Below are 19,871 nucleotides of genomic sequence, written 5' to 3'. Positions count from 1 at the left end.
TTAATTTCATTATAAAAGTCGCTATAGTTCGAAAAGCTTACTATTAATTTATCCTTTTATATAGCTTTATAAGCCTAATTTTTTATTAGTATCTTTATACATTAAATATATTAAAAAGCTTTTGACTAATTCCGAGCAAAGTAGTATGATATAAATATATATTAATTCAGAGTATTTAACTCTGATATAATTCAAAGGAGATATAAAAATGTCAGAGAAACTACTTAAAATAAATAATTTACACAGCAAAGTTGAAGATAAAGAAATTTTAAAAGGCTTAAACTTAGAAATAAATAAGGGTGAGATTCATGTAATTATGGGACCTAATGGTGCTGGTAAATCTACCCTTGCTAACACACTGATGAGCCATCCAAAATATAAAATTTCTGAAGGGATAATAGAATTTGAAGGGGAAATTATAAATGAACTTGGCCCAGATGAAAAAGCTAAAAAAGGAATATTTCTATCCTTTCAATATCCAGAGGAGATTCCTGGAATTACCGTTGAAAACTTTTTAAGAACTTCAAGGGCCGCTGTTTCAGGAACGGTTCTTAAAATGATGAGTTTTAGAAAAGACCTAAGAGAGAAGATGTCAATGTTAAAAATGGACGAATCTTATGCAAGTAGATACTTAAATGTTGGATTTTCTGGCGGCGAAAAAAAGAAAAATGAAATTCTACAAATGGCAATCCTTGAGCCTAAACTAGCAATTCTTGATGAAACTGATTCAGGATTAGATGTGGATGCTGTTAAGGTTGTATCTGAAGGTGTTAAAATGCTTGTAAATGGTGATAGATCTATTCTAATAATAACTCACCACAATAATATTTTAGAGCATCTAAAACCAGATTTTGTTCACATATTAGTTGATGGTAAAATCGTTAAAACCGGTGGAGTAGAGCTTATAGAAGAAATTCAATCAAATGGTTATGAGGCTTATAAATAGAATAGGTGGTGAGATGGTTTGGAAAAAAGAAATAAAACCTATGTTGAAGATGTAGACAGAGGTATATATGATATAAAAAATGAAGTTAGATATAGCTATAAAGTAGATAGCGGACTAACTGAAGATATTATTCGTTCTATTTCATCAGAAAAAAATGAACCAGAATGGATGACTGAATTTAGACTAAAATCTTTAGAAATTTATAATCAATTAGATGTTCCTACATGGGGACCAGATATTTCTAGTTTAAATATTGAAAATATTGTAACCTATGTAAAACCAGATACAGATATGAAGGCAAGCTGGGATGAAGTGCCAAAAGATATTAAAATGACCTTTGACCTTTTGGGAATACCAGAAGCTGAAAAAGCTTCTCTAGCAGGTGTTGGTGCACAATATGACTCTGAAGTAGTTTATCATAGTATAAAGGAAGACTTAGTAAAACAAGGTGTTGTTTACACCGATATGGAATCTGCTATTAAAGAGTATGAGGATATTGTTAAAGAATATTTTATGAAATGTGTTCCCCCATCAGATCATAAATTTGCTGCCCTACATGGTGCTGTATGGTCTGGAGGTTCATTTGTTTACGTTCCAGAAGGTGTTAATGTAGACATTCCACTTCAATCTTATTTTAGATTAAATGCACCAGGTGCAGGACAATTTGAACATACTCTAATAATTGTTGAAAAAGGCGCTAATCTTCACTTTATAGAAGGTTGCTCCGCTCCTAAATATTCAGTAAATAATCTTCACGCGGGTTGTGTTGAGCTATTTGTAAAAGAAGGTGCAAAACTTAGATATAGCACTATTGAAAACTGGTCAAGAAATATGTATAACTTAAATACTAAAAGAGCAATAGTAGAAAAAGATGGAACTATTGAATGGGTATCAGGTTCCTTTGGTTCAAAGATTTCTATGCTTTACCCTATGAGTGTATTAAAAGGTGAAAGAGCAAAATGCGAATTTACAGGTATTACTTTTGCAGGTAAAGGTCAAGAACTAGATACAGGTGCTAAGGTAATTCATGCAGCTCCATATACATCTTCTAATATAAATACAAAATCCATTTCAAAGGATGGAGGAATAGCTGTATATAGAGGTGCTGTAAAAATATCACCTAATGCACATCACTCTAAATCAACAGTTTCTTGTGAATCTTTAATGCTTGACAATATATCTAAATCAGACACTGTTCCAGTTATGGATATTATGAATGATGAAGTAGACTTAGGACATGAAGCTAAAATTGGAAGGATTAGTGATGAAGCTATATTCTATCTAATGAGCAGAGGTATAAGTGAAGCGGAAGCTAAAGCAATGATAGTTCGTGGATTTGTTGAACCAATATCTAAAGAACTTCCTCTTGAATATGCTGTGGAAATGAATAATTTAATCAAGCTTGAGCTTGAAGGAACAATAGGTTAGGAGGGAAATTAAATGAAACTTAAATTTAAAAACTTAAATACACTTCCAGTTATTACTTGGAGATGGCTTAAAGTTAATGATATCTCAATTGATACTTATTCCCTACCTACAGTTGGAGAATACAATAATACAAATATAATATCACCAAAAGCTATTTCCATAGACACTACCCCTAATGCTAAAGAGCTTTTAGACGACTTTGGATTTGAAGCTATAAATTATGGAGTATCTAAAGAAGTTAAGGATTATGCTTTAAACAATTATAATTCTTCTATGGTTATTAAAGCTAATGGACAGGAAAAAGAACCAATTAGGATTGAGCATATAATTGATAAAAATAATTTAATAGATAATAATTTGATTATTGCTGAAGAAAACTCTAAAGTAAATATAATTATTCAATATAAAGGCGACGAAGTTGTTTTTCATAATGGAGTTACAAGAGTCTTAGCCAAAAAAGGTTCAGAAGTTAATTTAATAAAAATTCAAACTCTAAATGATGATAGTCATAATTTTGATTCAAACGTAGCTATTTGCGAATATGGAGCAAAAGTTAATTTTATAGAGATTAACTTAGGCAGCAAATTCAGTGTTACTAATTTTATTTCAGAGTTAAAAGATACCTCTGGAGAAACTAATGTAAATTCTATTTACCTTGGAGATGGAAATAGAGTTATTGATTTGAGCTATGAAATTCTACATAAAGCAATGAGAACAAATAGCAATATTATATGTAAAGGTGTATTAATGGATAATTCTAAAAAAATATTTAGAGGAACTCTTAACTTTAAAAAAGGTTCTGCTCGATCTAAGGGTTCTGAAGAAGAATATGTAACTCTTCTAGATTCTACTGTAAAATCAGATGCTATACCATTACTACTTTGTGACGAGGATGATGTAGAAGGAATGCATGCTGCTAGCGCAGGAAAAATTGATGAAAATAAACTTTATTACCTAATGAGCAGAGGTTTTAGTGAAAAAGAGGCTAAAAAGCTTATAATTGAAGCTAATTTTAGACCTATTATAGATCTAATTCCAGTTGAAGAAATAAAAGAAGAAATTGATACAGAAATTCAAAGGAGGCTTATAAATGGGTAAATTTGAAGAATTAAGAAAAGATTTCCCAATACTTTTAGAAAGTGTAAATGGAAAGCCTTTAGTGTATCTAGATAATGCTGCAACAACACATAAACCAAAACAAGTCATTGAAGCTATAGATAAATATTATGAAAAATACAATGCAAATCCTCATAGAGGTGCTCATGCTCTAAGTGTTTTTGCTACAGATGCCTATGAAAGTTCAAGAGTAAAGGTAAAAAATTTTATTAATGCTTCAAAAAGCAGTGAAATTATATTTACTAAAAACGCTACGGAAGCCCTTAATCTAATAGCTTATTCCTATGGTATGAATTTTATAAATGAGGGTGATGAAATAGTTCTATCCATTGCAGAGCATCATAGTAATATACTCCCTTGGCAGCAAGTAGCAAAAGCCAAAGGTGCAATACTCAAATATATGTATATTGACAATGAAGGTAAGCTTTCTATGGAAGAGGTTAAATCAAAGATTTCTGAAAAAACTAAAATTGTGGGTATAACTCATATTTCAAATGCACTAGGTACTATAAATCCTGTAGATGAAATTATTAGTTATGCTCACTCAAAAGGCGCATTAGTTATTTTAGATGGAGCTCAAAGTGTACCTCATATGAAAGTAGATGTAAAAGCTCTAGATGCAGATTTCATGGTATTTTCAGGCCATAAAATGCTGGCTCCAATGGGCATTGGAGTATTATATGGAAAAGAGCATATTTTAGATAAAATGCCTCCATTTTTATTTGGCGGAGACATGATAGAGTATGTTTGGGAAGATAGGGCTACCTTTGCAGAACTTCCATACAAGTTAGAAGCAGGAACTCAAAATGTTGAAGGAGCAGTTGGACTTGCTGCTGCCATTGATTATTTAGAAAATATAGGCTTTGATAATATAAAAAAGAGAGAAGAAGAATTAACTAGTTACGCATTAGAAAAAATGAAAGAACTACCTTTCATAACTATTTACGGTCCCCAAACTATGAAAGATAGGAGTTCGGTTATATCCTTTGGAATAAAAGATATTCATCCTCATGACGTAGCTACAATTTTAGATAGTTATGGTGTTGCAGTTAGAGCAGGTCACCATTGTGCTCAACCTTTAATGAAGTATTTAGGAGTAAACTCAACTTCCAGAGCTAGTTTTTATTTTTATAATACCTTTGAAGAAGTAGATATATTTATTGAAGCTTTAAAAAATGTAAGGAGGTGGTTAGGCTATGCATCTTAATGATATATATACAGAACTTATAATGGAGCATAATCAAAGCTCTCATAATAAAAGAAATTTAGTAAATCCTGATACTAAGGAGCTTGGACACAACCCAAGCTGCGGAGATGAGATTTCCCTAGAATTAAAATTTAATGGAGACATTATAGAAGATGCAGCCTTTACAGGCAGTGGATGTGCCATCTCCCAAGCTTCTACTTCCATAATGATTGATCTAATAAAGGGAAAATCAAAGGAAGAGGCATTAAATTTAGTAGAAACTTTTATAGGAATGATAAAAAGAGAAATAAAATCTGAAGAAGAACTTGAAATATTAGAAGATGCAATAGCCTTTCAAAATATTTCAAACATGCCTGCAAGAGTAAAATGTGCGGTACTTGCATGGCATACCCTTAAGGAATCAATTAAATAAATTAAATTTTAAGAAACTGCTTGGAAATGCACTTAGTAAAAGATTTATTAATGGACTTTTATAATAAAAACACTATCAATTTATTTAATTACGATAAATTTTGATAGTGTTTTTATTATATTTAGCTCAATTATAAATATAATTCTAAAATTTTTCTCATTTTTAACTTAAATAGCTTCCTCTAAATTTTAATTTTGCAGTTAATAAATTTATTATCTTCTTACTATAAACTCTTTTAAATTTTTTATCGTATATACTATAATACTATGCTTTACTTAATACATATTTTTATGGTGAAATATAAAATAAAAATTTATATCTATTTTTAATTACCATTGAAAAATTTAGAGTTATTTTAAACATATTTTTCTACTCTTATTTATTACTAACTTTTATACTTTCTTATGAAATAAAAAACTGACATTTTTCTTGTAATTCTGTCTTATTCTATTTAGAGATTACATTATATTTATTATAAAATAAAAAATATTTGTCTTAAATAAAGTGAAAATTTATATATTTTTCATCTTCTTGTAAAATTTTTTTAATTGCTTTAAATTCACAGAAAAATTACATTCACTTAAATTCCAAAATATGTTATAATGTTCTTAACTCAATTAAGCAAGTCCCCTCTTGTTTAATAGAGATTTATTTTATAGTTGTTTCAGTATTCAAACTTCCTGTGCTGCTTTAATATGGGTAGATGGTATTGGGCCTTTAGGGCATAGGAGGCGATATGATGACCGATTATACAATCTTGGCGATAATTGGAATCATTACCTTGGCTTTGGTTATTATAAGCGTAGTATCCATTGTTGGTTGCTTTGTTTATAAGTATGAAACACTTAAAACAGGTACTCGAACTAAAATGAATACAGATTTGCAAAATGGAAAAATAGAAGCTGAACTTTCTGTTGACATAGAAGGACATTCTGAAAGCAAAAGAAAATAGTGGGTCGTATCACAAAATTCTCCCACTATTTTCTAACAACTATTAAATAACCGTAAAGGCCTGATACCTTTTATCTACCCTTATTATATCATATATACTTAATCAATATAACAATTTTAAATAAAATTTGACAAAATAGATTATAATTTACTCATTTTATTATACAATCATTTAAACAATTGCTCTAATTTTCATAAATTATAACTTAGCTACAATTAAGTTCCCTGATTCATATTTTTTAAGACCTTTATAAAATATCTTATATGCAGCCAATACCCAAATAACTGTAACACCAATCAATATAGAAAAATCTAATATATTAAAAGATCTTATTAAAGCTATCGGTATATGAGCAGTAAAGGCTGCTGGTACTATGGTATATATTATATATTTTGTAGCGCCTTTAAATATTCCCTTTGGATATGAGCTGAAATTTACCATAAATTCTAACATAAGCCCTGATAGACCTTCAGCATTGCCTATATAAAAACTTAAAGAGTTTACAATAACTATAACACTTGAAAGTATAATAGCTGAAATACAAGAAAAAAATAAGAATAAAGCTATGCTAATTAAATCAAAATTACCTACAAATATAAATAGAATTATTCCATAAATAACATCACCAAAGGCTGATATTACACTTTTAGAGCATAGTATATTCATTAAGGTATCCTTAGGTTGGATCAAATATGAATCTAGCTCTCCATTTACAATCATTTTTGTAAGTTCTCCAATATTTCCAAATAAAATAAAAGCTATTCCAAAAGATGTGGACATAATGGCAAAAAGCATCAATGTATCACTAAAACCATATCCTCCTATAGTACCTACATTATTAAATAATATCCACCAGAAAAATATAAACGAAGCATTATTTATTATCATACCTAACACCTGTATAATAAAACTTACTTTATACTCCATAGCTGAAGATAGGTTAAATTTAAAATATGCTCTTATTAGTTTTATGATATTTTTAACCTCCATTAACATTTAATTTCTCTGCCCCCTTTCTATATATAACTAAAGCTAGTATTGCAAATATAGTTAAATATAAAATTTGTATTCCAAAGCCTTTATAAAAATTATTAAGTGAAAAATCTACTGCTAGCTTTCCAGGTACATATGTGACATAGGCAAAGGGTAAATAACTTGATATGTTTTTAAGCCAGTTAGGAAATAAATCAAGTGGTACTAACATTCCTCCTAAGGTAAATGTAAGCTTTGAATATATCCAAAAAAATGCCTTATTCTCCTCAATCCAAAAGGAAGTTAGTGCTAAAATAATATATATGAAAAAATTGATGGTTGATCCTATTAAAATAGAAAGTAATATTAATGGCAGATATACTATATTAAAGCCTTCTAGAAATCCTACAAAACATATACCGATAATTATACCTAAAATCATATTACATCCTAGCTTTACTGCTATTTCTCCTAGTGAGTTAAAAAAACAATATAATACATAGTTATAAGGTTTATTTATTCCATAAGCTATAGCCCCGCTTTTGACATCATCACTAATTTGGATATGGAAATTTGATCGAGATAAGGTTATGGTTTCTGTAACTATTAAATACCATATAATTTTATTTAAAGTTAGTCCTGATATTATATCTCCTTTTTGTCCATAAATATTTCCCCAAAGCATTAAAAATATATATATTATGAAAACAAAGAATAAATTTCTAATTATAAAACTCCAAAAATATACTAAATTATTACTAAGACTTATTTTAAATATATGAATATATTTATTGAGTTTACTCACTACAATCACCTACCTTACTTTCACTATATATATGAGATATAATTTCCTCCATAGGTGGTTCTAGAATATTTATATCTAAAATACTTCCATACTTTATAATTTCCGTTAAAACTTCTTCTATATTTTCTTTCAAAGTGTCTATTTCTATCTTTACTCCATAGCCATTACTTTTTAAAACCTTAAATTTGTTTTTATCTATATGAACTTCTTCTTTAAACTTTACCTCTATAACCTTTTTATTGAGATAGTTATATTTAAGATTTTTAATGGATTCATCTAAAACTAACTGCCCATGATTTATTACTATAGCTCTTTTGCAGAGCTGTTCTATGTCACCTGCATCATGTGAAGTTAAAAATATAGTTCTTTTTTCTTCTCTATTTATACTTAAAATAAGATCTCTAATATTTTGTTTAACTATAACATCCAGGCCTATAGTAGGTTCATCTAAAAATATTATCTCTGGATTGTGAATTAAAGACGCTGCTATCTCACACCGTATTCTTTGACCAAGAGATAGCTTTCTAACAGGTATATCCATAAGTTCACCTATCTCAAAAATTTCTTTTAAAAAGTTTATCCTTTTCTTAAGGCTTACTTCCTCCATATCATAAATTTTTCCTAAGAGATTAAAGCTATCTATAGGTGGTAGATGAAACCATAGCTGCGACTTTTGGCCAAATACAGTACCTATTTTATAAGATAACTTCTTCCTCTCAGTAGAAGGATCCAGCCCTAATATTTTCATATTTCCTTCCGTTGGATAAAGTATTCCTGTAAGCATTTTTATTGTAGTTGATTTTCCTGCTCCATTAGGGCCAATAAAAGCTAAAATTTCTCCTTTTTCTACATTAAAAGATACATCTCTAACTGCCTCTATCTCTTTATACCTAGGTGCAATCATAGATTTAATACTTCCTTTAAATCCTGGTTCTTTTGTTTTGATTTTAAATGATTTGCATAAATTATTAACGCTTATTACCGTCATAAAGCCTCCCCCTCTATTTAAATTATTTTAATAAAAAAAAGCCCAAAGAATAAGTCCTATAGAGACTCATCCTCTGGGCTTTTATCCCAAAAGTGTAGAAATAATTCCTGTACCGCTTGGTCCAGACATGCAAAATAGTATCCTATTAGCACCGGAACCCTAGATACACTCTCACAATTTTGAATATTGTATCATATAAAAATTAGCATTTCAACAGTTAATTACATTTTTTCAAAATTTATATAAACATAAAAACTTTATATTTACCCATAAATGTATTACTGCTTATTCTATGTATACTCTAAAAATATACTTTTATTACCACAATCGCAATTGTTCATATTCATCACCCTTATAAAAATTCATATTTGTAGCTATACCTTCTTTTTTACATAATTCATAAAAAATATTATATAATCTTTTTGAATTAGGAGACGAACAATTATATTCATATCCATAATTTCTAATATATTTTTCTTTCATAGTAGGAAAATGTTTATCTAATGTTCTATAATAATATTCTCTTTGTCCTTCTCTTAATGTCATTCCCATAAAAGGTAAAATATATTTAGCACCTGCTGCTTTTCCCTTTTCAACTATTTGTCTTATATTTTCTTCAGTATCATTTATAAAAGGAAGTATTGGCATCATTAATATTCCTGTATAAATCCCCTCTTCTGAAAGCTTTTTTATAGTTTTAAACCTGTCAGAAGACTTAGGTGCACCTGGTTCAATTAATGATGATAGATTATCTTCTGCAGTAGTTATGGTAATTGAAACTGCACAATAGACCTTGTTTATTTTCTTTAAAATATCTATATCTCTTTCCACTAGATTACTTTTAGTTAGGATATGCACTGGAAAACCATAAATATTTATAATCTCCAAAGCTCTTCTAGTAAGCAGAAGTTTCTTTTCTACAGGCATATAAGGATCATTCATACTTCCTGTACCAATTGTACCTTTAACCTTCTTCTTTCTCAGTTCACTTTCAAGCAGCTCTAAAGCATTTTCTTTCATCTGTATTTCTGAGAAATTTTCAATGCCATAGCAATTACTTCTAGAATCACAATAAATACATCCATGTTGACAGCCTCTATAAAGATTCATATTATATTTAAGACCAAATAACTTATCCCCTTTAATAGTTGAAAGAAGAGTCTTTGCCTGAATCATTTTTACCATAACTTTCACCTCAATACTTATACACATATATAGATAAATTACTCTAAAATTTAATGTATATCTTTATTGTATTTTACATCACAACTTTAATTAATGGAGAATTGACGATGTACAATTGACAATTAATGTTGAAATTATTTTTTATCAAAATAATTTCTTTAATAGATTTTTAATAAAAGTGACTTCATCACTTTTAAAAGGAATAAATTCGAAACTTCTCTTACAAAGAGAAATTTCCACAATTGTCCATTACCAATAGTCAATTCTCAATTGCATAAGTGTAGATTTAAATAATTTAATGTCGCAACTTTATAAGCCTATAGATTAAATTTAGATGTGGTATGTCTATATTTATATTATTATAACAAATACATATTATAAGCAAAATGTTGACTAGAATTATACTCCATATTTTTATAGATTAAGATATATAAATTATATTCTAAAATAACCAATCTTTAGTTTTCCATAATGCAATTGTTCCACCTATTCCTATTATAGTTGTAAAAAATAGTATAGTGAAAAAACTCATAGGTGCAATATTGGCTAATACATCAAAAATCATCTTTGAACTACTTAAAAAGAATACAAAACTGTCTGATATATATAGTGAGCCTAAAAACACTGCTATAATTGCTAAAAATGATAACACAGAATTTTCGATAATTCCACAGATTAAACTGCTAATAGATAAGATAGCAAATAATATAAGGAATTCTATAACATAAAATTTAAAGCTATAAATAAAAGCTTCAATTGAGTTAAAATCCTTTGTAATATTAAAAAACTTAGTTGTTTCCACTGTGTCTAAGAAAAATTTACTGAAAAGACTTGATATTATAAAGAGTATCATTAAAAAAACAAATGTTATAAAAGCTTGAGCTATTAATTTAGCTAATATAAATTCTGTCTTCTTATAAGGCCTAGTCATCACATTACGGTAACTACCTGAAGTATATTCAGCATTGAAGCAATCAGTATAAAGCATTGGTAAAATTACAAACATTAATAGTGGATGAATGTCCCTTAAAATAAATACTGAAAAATTTAAAGAATTTAATGGCATAGTTATATTACTATCATAAAAACCTACATTCCAACTTCCCATTGCTATACTCCATAAAGTAGATAATAATATGAAAGTAATTAATAGAGTCTTTGTTTTTGAACGGCTCCAAACTCGTTCCATTTCACTTATAATCAATTGTCTCATAAAACCCCTCCTAAGCTATATATATCTATCTGATTTAGCAAAAATTGCAGAAGATAATATTGTAAAAATTAATGTATATGCTATTAATACAATGAATCCGTATAATACAAAAGTAGGATGTTCCCCCAGCATAATAGCAATTCCCATATGTTGTATATGAGTTAGAGATAAAAGTTGAAACTTAAACAATCTCTCAGTCATATTAGGTGAAAACATAAGCAAAATTTGTGGATATATCATTGATGCTAATAGGAAAGCCACACTAATTCCTACTCCAGCAGTAACAGTTTTACTTATTACTGCAATAAACATTACGATTGATGCCATTGCAATTAGTGTTAAATATGACATAGCATAATATTTTATCCCGTATAAGAATGATTCCTTTATAGTGGATAATCCATTATAATAAAATATTTGAACCTTTTCTAATTTAGGCATAAATATATATCCTATTGGTATGCTTAAAAGATAATATGTTATAAGAAGTAACAATATTGTAGTAGCAACTGCAAGAAACTTAGCAAAAAATAATTGTGTAAAAGATCTTGTTCTAATCATAACCATTCTAATTTGTCCACTTCTATACTCTTCTGTTACTGATAAAACTAAAAGTAAAACAACTACAATGTTGAAAAATAGTATAAGTTGTTCTTGTATTGCAGCAGAAGGAAAATTTGCAAAGGAAGTAAATTCTGGGCTAATTTCTGGCACAGATAAATTATGACTTAAATAATATTTTGAGGAAGCATATAGTACTAATGGAATGGCAATAAAAATCAACCAAGTGCTTTTTTTAGACCATAATCTTTCCAACTCACTTATAAATAAAGCCTTCATTTTTATTCACCCTCTTTATTTATAACAAGCTCTATAAATGCATCTTCTAGCCTGTTACTTCCTTTGGCTTTTTCTAATAGCTCACTTGTCAGTCCTTGCCATATTAATTTACCATCCTTTATAACAACTAATCTATTACACATTTGTTGAAGTTCATCTAAAAGATGACTAGAAATAAGGAAGGTAATGCCTCTTTCTTTTTGCAATCTTATAATCAAATTTCTTAAATCCCTCATTCCTATGGGATCTAATCCATTTGCAGGCTCGTCTAAAATTATCACCTCAGGATTATTTAAAAGTGCTTGAGCAATTCCGAGTCTTTGCTTCATTCCAAGAGAATAGGTCTTAACCTTATCATTTGCTCTATCCTTTAGTCCTACAACTTCTAAAACTTCTTCCACTTTATTTAATTGACTTTTTCGATCCATATTTGGATTTAATCTAGCAAGATTTTGAAGATTTTTTCTTCCTGACATATACGGAAAAAATATAGGAGATTCAACAATAGCACCAAGTTTTAAAAGAGCCTCTTTACGATTTTTATTTACATCTTTACCTGATATTAATATTTCTCCACTATTAGGAGAAATAAGTCCTGTAATCATCCTAATTGTAGTAGTTTTTCCCGAACCATTTGATCCAAGAAATCCACATATATCCCCACTTTCAACCTCAAAAGACAAATTACTTATAATAGTCCTTCCTTTAATTTTTTTATTTAAATTAATTATTTGTAACTTTTTTTCTTTCATCTATATTTCCTCCCTTAATCCATATAAGCCCATAATAAAGCTAAAGTTTAAAGATTTTATAAAGAAATATAATTTTATGTAGCAAAAAAATAATAGCCCTAGAAAATACTCAAATTATGAATACTTTCTAGGACTAAATATAGGGGACGGTTCATTAAAATTTTACCTACATCATTCTATTGGAGGCATAAAATATTAGATGCAATTAGAGCCTTTATGGGTATCGGAAGTGTAGGTGGCGTTATAGAGGTTGACGAGGCTTTATTTAGGGAGTCGTTTAAAGGCAACCATAAGAAAAGCAGTACATTTACTATGCCACGAAAGTCCCATAAAAGAGGCGTTAAAGGCAGTTTTAGTAGTAAGACCGAAAAGAAAAAAAAGGGTATATCCAAGGAACAGGTCTGCATTCTTTGTACTATGGATAGAACAGGAAATCTTATTACAGAACTTATATGCAAAGGAAGAATGAAACATATAGATTTAGAAAGGCTCTTTATTGGGATGATTGAGGATGAAGCCATCCTTTGTACGGACTCCCACAAGAGTTATATTCAGCTTGCCCAAAATTTAGGTATTGAACTTCAACAGGTTAAGCGTGGCAAGTATAAAGAAGGAATATATCACATACAGCATATTAATGCTTTCCATAGCAAACTCAAGAAGTGGATGGATAGGTTTAATGGTGTTGCAACTAAATATCTTGCTAACTATATGTATTGGTTTAAATGGCTTGAAATCTTTAATACAGACAAGGATACTATGAAGAGTAAAAACCTTTTTGTACAATCTCACACCTCTCATACTGATACAAAATTAAAGGATTTTAGAGTAAGAGAACCAATTTATGTATAAGGCATACTAAATATTTGAAATATTGTGATTTTGTACTGTATAATATAATAAATGAACCTTTGTAGTAAATGACGAATCAAACGAAAGGAGTATTTTTTATGGGAAAAATTGACCAACATAAGGAAATATGTGAAAATTTAAATAAGATATATACCGCAAAGAATAAAGACTATGGAGATAGTTTTAGCGATGGATTTCAAGAGTATGGTCTTATTATGCCTGCAATTAGATTAGAAGATAAATTGCGAAGATATAAGCAATTAATTAAGCAGGATGCTGAAGTAAAAGACGAGAGCATTATAGATACGCTACTAGATTTAGCCAATTACTCTATCATGACTATTATTGAAATAGAAAATAGAGACAAAGAGTAATAATGAACAATATTCAAAAAGTCGAACTAAAGGAACTCCAGAAGGAGTCCCTTTAAAAAATGCTATAATACCAACACTATTCTTTAACAAAGCCAAATTTTAAAATTTCTTAGCTTGTAAAAAGTAATGAACCATCCCTATACATTACTGAATATATCCCCTAATAGCTTTCTGCACTTAGATGTATTTATTGATAAGTCTAATGAGCGATTATTTTTAGCAGCATAATCTTCATCAATAAAATCGCTTTTAATTAAATTAACATCTAAGTTTAAATGTGTAGCCATTTTTCTATAATAATTATAATAACTTTCCTTCTTCTCTGGCCCTAAATGAATAATTCCTTTATAATCACATTTTATTAACTCTATTATGGCTTCTGCTAGTTCATCTACTTTTACAAAAATATTGTATAAATTTTCTGTTCTTACAACTTCTTGTTTTTCTTCTAATTTATTAATTAAATCAGATATCCGTTTATCCCACTTTCCATTTATATCTTGTCCATAAATAGCACCTGGTCTTATGATAATATAATTGTCATGATGCTTAACTATTTTCTCGCCATCTATTTTTGCATTTGAAAATAGTGCTAATGGCTCGTCACTATTTTTATATTTCGGGTTATCTTCTTCACTGTAATAACCTTTTCCATTAAAAACAGCATTTGTTGATATAAAGATTAACTTCTGCTTATGAGATAAGTATTTTAAGATATTATTTAGACCCATTTCTATTAAATACTTTTCACTTTCTTTACTCATTAAGCTCCATAAAACAATATCTGGTTTAAAGTTATATATTAAGTCTTCAACTTCTTCCTCATTAGTTACATCAAGTTTTATTAAGTCATCACAATTATTTGATCCATAACAAGTTCCCAGTAGATTAAAATCCAATTGAGATTTTATTTTTTTATAAATATGTCCACCTAAAAATCCACTTGCCCCAAGAATTAAAACATTCATTTTTATTACTCCTTTTTATAAATCACTATAGTTTTAACTAATATAGTTATGTTCTTCCTCATAAAATATACTGCGGATAAGTTGTTTTACATTGCATTCAAATTATATCATTATTTTCATAATTTTCTAATATTTAATTCAATCTTATACCCTCAACATATCTACATAAAATAATTTCTTAATAATCTAAGTTCCTTATTTAATTTGCAGCTCTATTAAAAGTATAAAATAAATTTATATATTTCTAACTTAATACACAAAATAACTTTAAAGATTATTTTATTGAGGAGAAGTTAAATGAATAAGAAGATATTATTTATTACATTATTTCTAACATTCTTTATTACCAGTATAATTTATGCTAAATCCTCTTTTACAGTATTAGTTAATGATAAGGAAGTACCTAATAATGGAGATTATTTAATTAAAGATGATAAAATTTATATCGATGATAGAGCATTGATGAGGGACTTTAATATTAATACTTTCTATGACAAAGAAGAAAGCAGGCTAAGACTATATGATACAAATAAAATTGAGTTAAAAGCTAGATGTGAAATGTTTGAAGAATTTGCAGATTTATATGATCCTAAAACTGCAGATGAAATAGCTGAACTTTGGGCAAAAGGTATAAAGGACAGAAATGGAGTATTTCAATATGCTACTTATAGTAAAGTTCTAAAAAATGAATTTAAAAAATTAATAGAAGATCGCGGTTCATGGGTAACTGGATTTTCAAGTCCATGGGTTAAAGATTATAAAATAGAAAAAGAGGAAATCTCCCCTTCTAAATTTAAATATAAAATAGTTTTTGAAGCTACAACCTCTGCTAAAGATACTTATATCTGGAATGCTATCCTTGAAGTTTCAAGAGAAGATGGAAAGTGGAGAATTACAAGCCTAGTAAAGGATTTTGATATAGTTTAAATGTAAGGGATGGTTCTCACAATTCAATAATAACTTATTTTATAGCTTAAAATTATTGAAGTATCCTACAATTAGAAATATAATGAACCGTCCCCTGAAACATAATCATTTTATAACTCTTGTAATGTTTATTATTATAATTCACGTTGATAATATGTTGGCTAGTTCTATTCTTGATAGGCTAGTTTCTAATTCAAATCTCATAAATATCTTAGAAATTCTTATAGAGCATCAACTGTGCTTTCTAAAATTTCTAATAAAAATAATTAATAAATTTGTACATAGATAAAAAAAGTAAAAGTATCACTAGAAAGTGATACTTTTATTTCGGTAATTTACTACTTTGGATATATTAAATTTGTACCCGTTCTATATGTATAATATTAAATAATATAAACTATAAAAAATATTTTTATTTATATCCGTTTTGTTTATCCATTGCTTCATCTTTAATTTCTTCTCTCATAGCATCAAGAGCTGCTTCTCTTCTCTGATTTTTTTCACTTAATGCTTCCTTCGTATTTTCATCATCTGTTTTTTCAATCATTTCATCTGCACGATGAATGTTTTCAATAGTATTACTAATGTTATATTGAATTCTATCTACATTATCTCTTCTATCATCTGGTTTATTTTTCATAATTTCATCTCTCCTCTTTTTAAAATTTATCCTTTAAAAGGTAGTTTATATATAAATCTCTTCTTTCTTTATTATGTGTATAAATATATTTATTTATGTGATAATAATTTTTAACTTCTTATATGTTTCTTGTATTATATAAGAAGTTGCATCTTTTTATGGACAAGTATAAATTTACTAATATATAAATATTAATGTGATTAAAACATATCATTATAAACTTTAACCTTAATTTACGGTTAAGAAAAAATAAAAACTTGAAAAACTTATTAGCAAAATATATTTATCAATGATGTGAAAAATATAAAATGTCTTTCAATACTTAAGGGACGGTTCATTACAATTTGACGATAACTTATTTTATATAAATATAATGAACCGTCCCCTAACATACTAGTTGGTATAATGCTAAGATGTGATTGGGTACAGCAGCACTTGCATACCTCCACTACGCAGATAAGTTGGCTTCCTAACCTTCCACTTGCACATTATTTTAATATTATGCATAAACTAAGGGCAGTCCAATGGACTGCCTTTAAATGTTTTTAATATGTAATTTATTTGGAATGTAAAGTAACTAAGACTCATATATATCAGCGTTGCACTCATCACATATGCCGTCATTACGCTTATATTCCTCTTCTGATATTTCAGTTTCGCAAGTATCACAGGCGAATATTTCTTCTCCTTTATATTCAAAGTTCCTTAGGAATTGCTCATTATCTTCCTCTTCCTCATGTTGATAATATACTTTTATTTTATTTGACATCTTAATTCCACCTTTTTAAATTTTAGTTTTAATGCTTCGGATTACCATCATATTTTCGCCTAATTATATCATAAATTTTTACGTTAAAATATTATTTAGTCTTTCGCCACATAATAACATTGTTCTTTACTTTATATTCTTATTACACATACAAGTTGTAATACATCCCCAATATTGGTATAAATTGGATGATTTATCCATTTGAACCATTTAAGATAGTTACTGATATACTTGGTTGCAACACAATTAAACCTACCCATCTATCTTTTTAAATTGGTGTGTATAAGGGACGGTTCATTACAATTTAAGGGACGGTTCATTACAATTCAATGATAACTTATTTTATACAAATATAATGAACCTTCCCCTAACATAGAATAAAAAACCTCTAAGGACTTTTATTTATTGTTCCATAGAGATTTTATAACTTTATTATTATGCTAATATATTATCTTAATTATTTTATTTTTCCTTGTTTTTTAAGGATAGTTTCCATTTCGTCTACATATTGTCCAAACTCAGCTAATAAATTATCTATTGAAGTTGTTTTTGTTGGATCGACTCCTGCTTTCTTTAGTGCATCAACAGGATATTCTGAAGATCCAGTCTTTAAGAATTCTAAGTACTTATTAACTGCATCTTTATCTTTTCCATCAAGTATATTTTTAACAATTTCATTAGAAGCTGCCATAGAAGTAGCATATTTATAAACATAGAAATTGTTATAGAAATGAGTTATTTTTGCCCATCCTAAAGTTCCTAGCTCATCTGGAGCAAAGCTATCACCATAGTATTTTTTTATTAAATCTCCATATATCTGCCTTAGAGATTTAGCTGATAATGGCTCGCCTGCTTCTAATTTTTCATGTACTGTTTTTTCAAATTCCGCAAACATCACTTGAGTATATACTGTACCTTTTATATTTTCAATTAATTGATTTAATAAATATAACTTTTCATCATCATTCTTAGCATTTTTTATTAAATTTTTAATTATCATCAATTCATTAGCTGTTGAAGCTACTTCCGCATTAAATATAGGTGTATGTGCATTCATATATGATTGGGCTTTTCCTGCATAAACAGAGTTTACCGCATGCCCCATTTCATGTCCTACTGTTAACATGTCATCTAAAGAGTCAGTATAATTTAAAAGTATAAATGGGTGTACACCATAAAGTCCTAGATTATATCCACCTGTTCTCTTACCTTTTGATTCATAAACATCTAACCATCTATTATCAAAACCTGTCTTAACTATAGATAAATATTCTGCTCCAAGTGGTTTTAATCCTTCTAAAACCATCTTTTTAGCATCTTCATAAGGTATTGTTAATTTATAATTATCAACTAGTGGAACATATAAATCATATGCATGTATCTTATCAAGATTTGTAATTTTTCTTTTTAATTCTACATATTTATGAAGTGGTTCCATATTGTTATTAACAGCTGTAATTAAATTATCATAAACTTCCCTTGGAATATTATCCTTAGCAAGAGATGCTTCGAGAGTGGAGTTATATTTTCTAGATTTAGCTAAGAAAATATCCTTTTTTACAGAAGCTAGATAAATAGAGGCAAAAGTATTTTGAAGCTCTTCTGTTACTTTACCATTAGCTTCAAATGCTTTCTTTCTTAGCTCTCTATCTTTTCCATCAAGTATATTTGAATATACTCCTGAAGTTAATTCTATGTCTTTTCCGTTTTTATCTTTTATAATTGGTTTTCTCATATCTGCCATTCTCAATTTGTTAAAAATCTCTTGTGGACTACCTACAAATTCTGATGCATTTGCTAATATATCTTCCTCTTCTTTTGAAAGGGCATGTTCTTTTTGCCTTATTAAAGATTCTATAAAATGAGCATAATTTTTTAATTTTGGATTTGCTATAAGACTTTTTAATGAAGCTTCATCTTGTGATAACAATTCAGGTGTAAAAAAGGTTACCAGTTGATCATATTCTGCAACAATACTATCTGCTTTAGAAATCAGCTCTGTTGCTTCATTGTCTCCTTGATTTAAATCTCCTCTAAAACCAGCATACCAATATATTTTACTTAAAACAATTGATGCTTCTTCATCCATTTTCAAGAATTCAAGTAGCTTATTAGGATCTTTTAACTTACCTTCGTATTCTTTATATTTAGGGAAATATTCTTTTCTTACTTTCTCAATATCCTTTTCCCACGCTTGTACATCTTTATAAATATCCTCCAAATTCCATTTATATTTGTCATCAATCTTCTTTTCACCTTGAGGCTTTATTGTATTGTTCTTAGACTCAGAATACATTATTGATTGTTTTTCATTTACATTTACACCACTTTTATTAACTATTGCAAAAGTATTAATCGTTAAATTCATCATCATACTAGCAGTTATGCAGATAATAACAATTTTTTTTCTTGATTTTAGCATGATACCCCTCCATTTGAATAAAATTTCAATAATTGTAATTTTATTACATATATTAGATACATTATACTCTTTATAAGTTAATTTTCAGTGTATGTATTTTAAA

Annotated in this window: 19 protein-coding genes and 1 pseudogene; 9 read left to right on the top strand and 11 right to left on the bottom strand. The window is 28.4% G+C overall.

Annotated features, from left to right (window positions below; all coding sequences use genetic code 11):
* Positions 1 to 208: 208 nt before the first annotated feature.
* The 6 genes from sufC (at position 209) to B3603_RS04605 (ending at position 6,061) form a co-directional block, all read left to right on the top strand.
* Positions 209 to 946, top strand: coding sequence for a Fe-S cluster assembly ATPase SufC (gene sufC / locus B3603_RS04630; protein ID WP_291561283.1), 738 nt, complete (start codon positions 209 to 211; stop codon positions 944 to 946).
* A gap of 18 nt (positions 947 to 964) precedes the next feature.
* Positions 965 to 2,374, top strand: a complete 1,410-nt coding sequence (gene sufB, locus B3603_RS04625; RefSeq protein WP_291561282.1) for a Fe-S cluster assembly protein SufB — start codon at positions 965 to 967, stop codon at positions 2,372 to 2,374.
* Positions 2,375 to 2,386: 12 nt separating this feature from the next.
* Positions 2,387 to 3,472 carry a Fe-S cluster assembly protein SufD gene (gene sufD / locus B3603_RS04620; RefSeq protein WP_291561280.1) on the top strand — a complete coding sequence of 362 codons (1,086 nt, stop codon included), beginning with the start codon at positions 2,387 to 2,389 and terminating at the stop codon, positions 3,470 to 3,472.
* Positions 3,465 to 4,697, top strand: coding sequence for a cysteine desulfurase (locus B3603_RS04615; protein WP_291561278.1), 1,233 nt, complete (start codon positions 3,465 to 3,467; stop codon positions 4,695 to 4,697). The genes sufD and B3603_RS04615 overlap by 8 nt, the downstream gene beginning before the upstream one ends.
* On the top strand, positions 4,687 to 5,109 hold the full coding sequence (gene sufU, locus B3603_RS04610; protein WP_291561275.1) for a Fe-S cluster assembly sulfur transfer protein SufU: 423 nt from the start codon (positions 4,687 to 4,689) through the stop codon (positions 5,107 to 5,109). The genes B3603_RS04615 and sufU overlap by 11 nt, the downstream gene beginning before the upstream one ends.
* Positions 5,110 to 5,848: 739 nt before the next feature.
* Positions 5,849 to 6,061: a hypothetical protein gene (locus tag B3603_RS04605; protein WP_291561274.1), complete on the top strand. Its 213-nt coding sequence runs from the start codon at positions 5,849 to 5,851 to the stop codon at positions 6,059 to 6,061.
* Positions 6,062 to 6,259: 198 nt separating this feature from the next.
* Here B3603_RS04605 and B3603_RS04600 read toward each other — a convergent pair whose 3' ends face one another.
* The 7 genes from B3603_RS04600 to B3603_RS04570 form a co-directional block, all read right to left on the bottom strand.
* Entirely contained in the window at positions 6,260 to 7,057 is a 798-nt protein-coding gene (locus tag B3603_RS04600; RefSeq protein WP_291561270.1) for an ABC transporter permease, read from the bottom strand.
* Positions 7,041 to 7,718 carry an ABC transporter permease gene (locus B3603_RS04595; RefSeq protein WP_291561268.1) on the bottom strand — a complete coding sequence of 226 codons (678 nt, stop codon included), beginning with the start codon at positions 7,716 to 7,718 and terminating at the stop codon, positions 7,041 to 7,043. The genes B3603_RS04600 and B3603_RS04595 overlap by 17 nt, the downstream gene beginning before the upstream one ends.
* Before the next feature lie 112 nt (positions 7,719 to 7,830).
* Positions 7,831 to 8,826 (bottom strand): ABC transporter ATP-binding protein, encoded by a 996-nt coding sequence (locus B3603_RS04590; RefSeq protein ID WP_291561266.1) that lies wholly within the window; start codon positions 8,824 to 8,826, stop codon positions 7,831 to 7,833.
* A gap of 318 nt (positions 8,827 to 9,144) precedes the next feature.
* Positions 9,145 to 10,011, bottom strand: coding sequence for an SPL family radical SAM protein (locus B3603_RS04585; RefSeq protein WP_291561264.1), 867 nt, complete (start codon positions 10,009 to 10,011; stop codon positions 9,145 to 9,147).
* Between the two features lie 442 nt (positions 10,012 to 10,453).
* Positions 10,454 to 11,224 (bottom strand): ABC transporter permease, encoded by a 771-nt coding sequence (locus B3603_RS04580; protein WP_291561260.1) that lies wholly within the window; start codon positions 11,222 to 11,224, stop codon positions 10,454 to 10,456.
* Positions 11,225 to 11,239: 15 nt separating this feature from the next.
* On the bottom strand, positions 11,240 to 12,064 hold the full coding sequence (locus B3603_RS04575; RefSeq protein WP_291561259.1) for an ABC transporter permease: 825 nt from the start codon (positions 12,062 to 12,064) through the stop codon (positions 11,240 to 11,242).
* A gap of 2 nt (positions 12,065 to 12,066) precedes the next feature.
* Positions 12,067 to 12,816 carry an ABC transporter ATP-binding protein gene (locus B3603_RS04570; protein WP_291561256.1) on the bottom strand — a complete coding sequence of 250 codons (750 nt, stop codon included), beginning with the start codon at positions 12,814 to 12,816 and terminating at the stop codon, positions 12,067 to 12,069.
* 162 nt (positions 12,817 to 12,978) lie between these two features.
* Between B3603_RS04570 and B3603_RS04565 the strand changes: the two are divergent.
* Positions 12,979 to 13,668, top strand: a pseudogene (locus tag B3603_RS04565) (IS1595 family transposase); the annotation flags it as partial.
* A 98-nt stretch (positions 13,669 to 13,766) separates the two neighbouring features.
* A complete protein-coding gene (locus B3603_RS04560; protein ID WP_291561254.1) occupies positions 13,767 to 14,042 on the top strand; it encodes a nucleotide modification associated domain-containing protein in 276 nt (91 codons plus the stop codon).
* Positions 14,043 to 14,179: 137 nt separating this feature from the next.
* Here B3603_RS04560 and B3603_RS04555 read toward each other — a convergent pair whose 3' ends face one another.
* Entirely contained in the window at positions 14,180 to 15,010 is an 831-nt protein-coding gene (locus tag B3603_RS04555) for a sugar nucleotide-binding protein (RefSeq protein WP_291561252.1), read from the bottom strand.
* A gap of 297 nt (positions 15,011 to 15,307) precedes the next feature.
* Here B3603_RS04555 and B3603_RS04550 point away from each other — a divergent pair, with 297 nt between their 5' ends.
* Positions 15,308 to 15,937 carry a hypothetical protein gene (locus B3603_RS04550; RefSeq protein ID WP_291561249.1) on the top strand — a complete coding sequence of 210 codons (630 nt, stop codon included), beginning with the start codon at positions 15,308 to 15,310 and terminating at the stop codon, positions 15,935 to 15,937.
* A 412-nt stretch (positions 15,938 to 16,349) separates the two neighbouring features.
* Here B3603_RS04550 and tlp read toward each other — a convergent pair whose 3' ends face one another.
* From tlp to pepF, 3 genes are all read right to left on the bottom strand, one after another.
* Positions 16,350 to 16,577, bottom strand: coding sequence for a small acid-soluble spore protein Tlp (gene tlp, locus B3603_RS04545; protein WP_291561247.1), 228 nt, complete (start codon positions 16,575 to 16,577; stop codon positions 16,350 to 16,352).
* A gap of 577 nt (positions 16,578 to 17,154) precedes the next feature.
* Entirely contained in the window at positions 17,155 to 17,346 is a 192-nt protein-coding gene (locus tag B3603_RS04540; protein ID WP_291561245.1) for a hypothetical protein, read from the bottom strand.
* Between the two features lie 457 nt (positions 17,347 to 17,803).
* Positions 17,804 to 19,768: an oligoendopeptidase F gene (gene pepF / locus B3603_RS04535; RefSeq protein WP_291561243.1), complete on the bottom strand. Its 1,965-nt coding sequence runs from the start codon at positions 19,766 to 19,768 to the stop codon at positions 17,804 to 17,806.
* Positions 19,769 to 19,871: the final 103 nt, after the last annotated feature.

Origin of the sequence: Clostridium sp. UBA2485, assembly GCF_002341865.1 — a bacterium.
Lineage (GTDB): Bacteria > Bacillota > Clostridia > Clostridiales > Clostridiaceae > Clostridium_J.
This window is presented reverse-complemented; position numbering and strand designations above follow the sequence as displayed.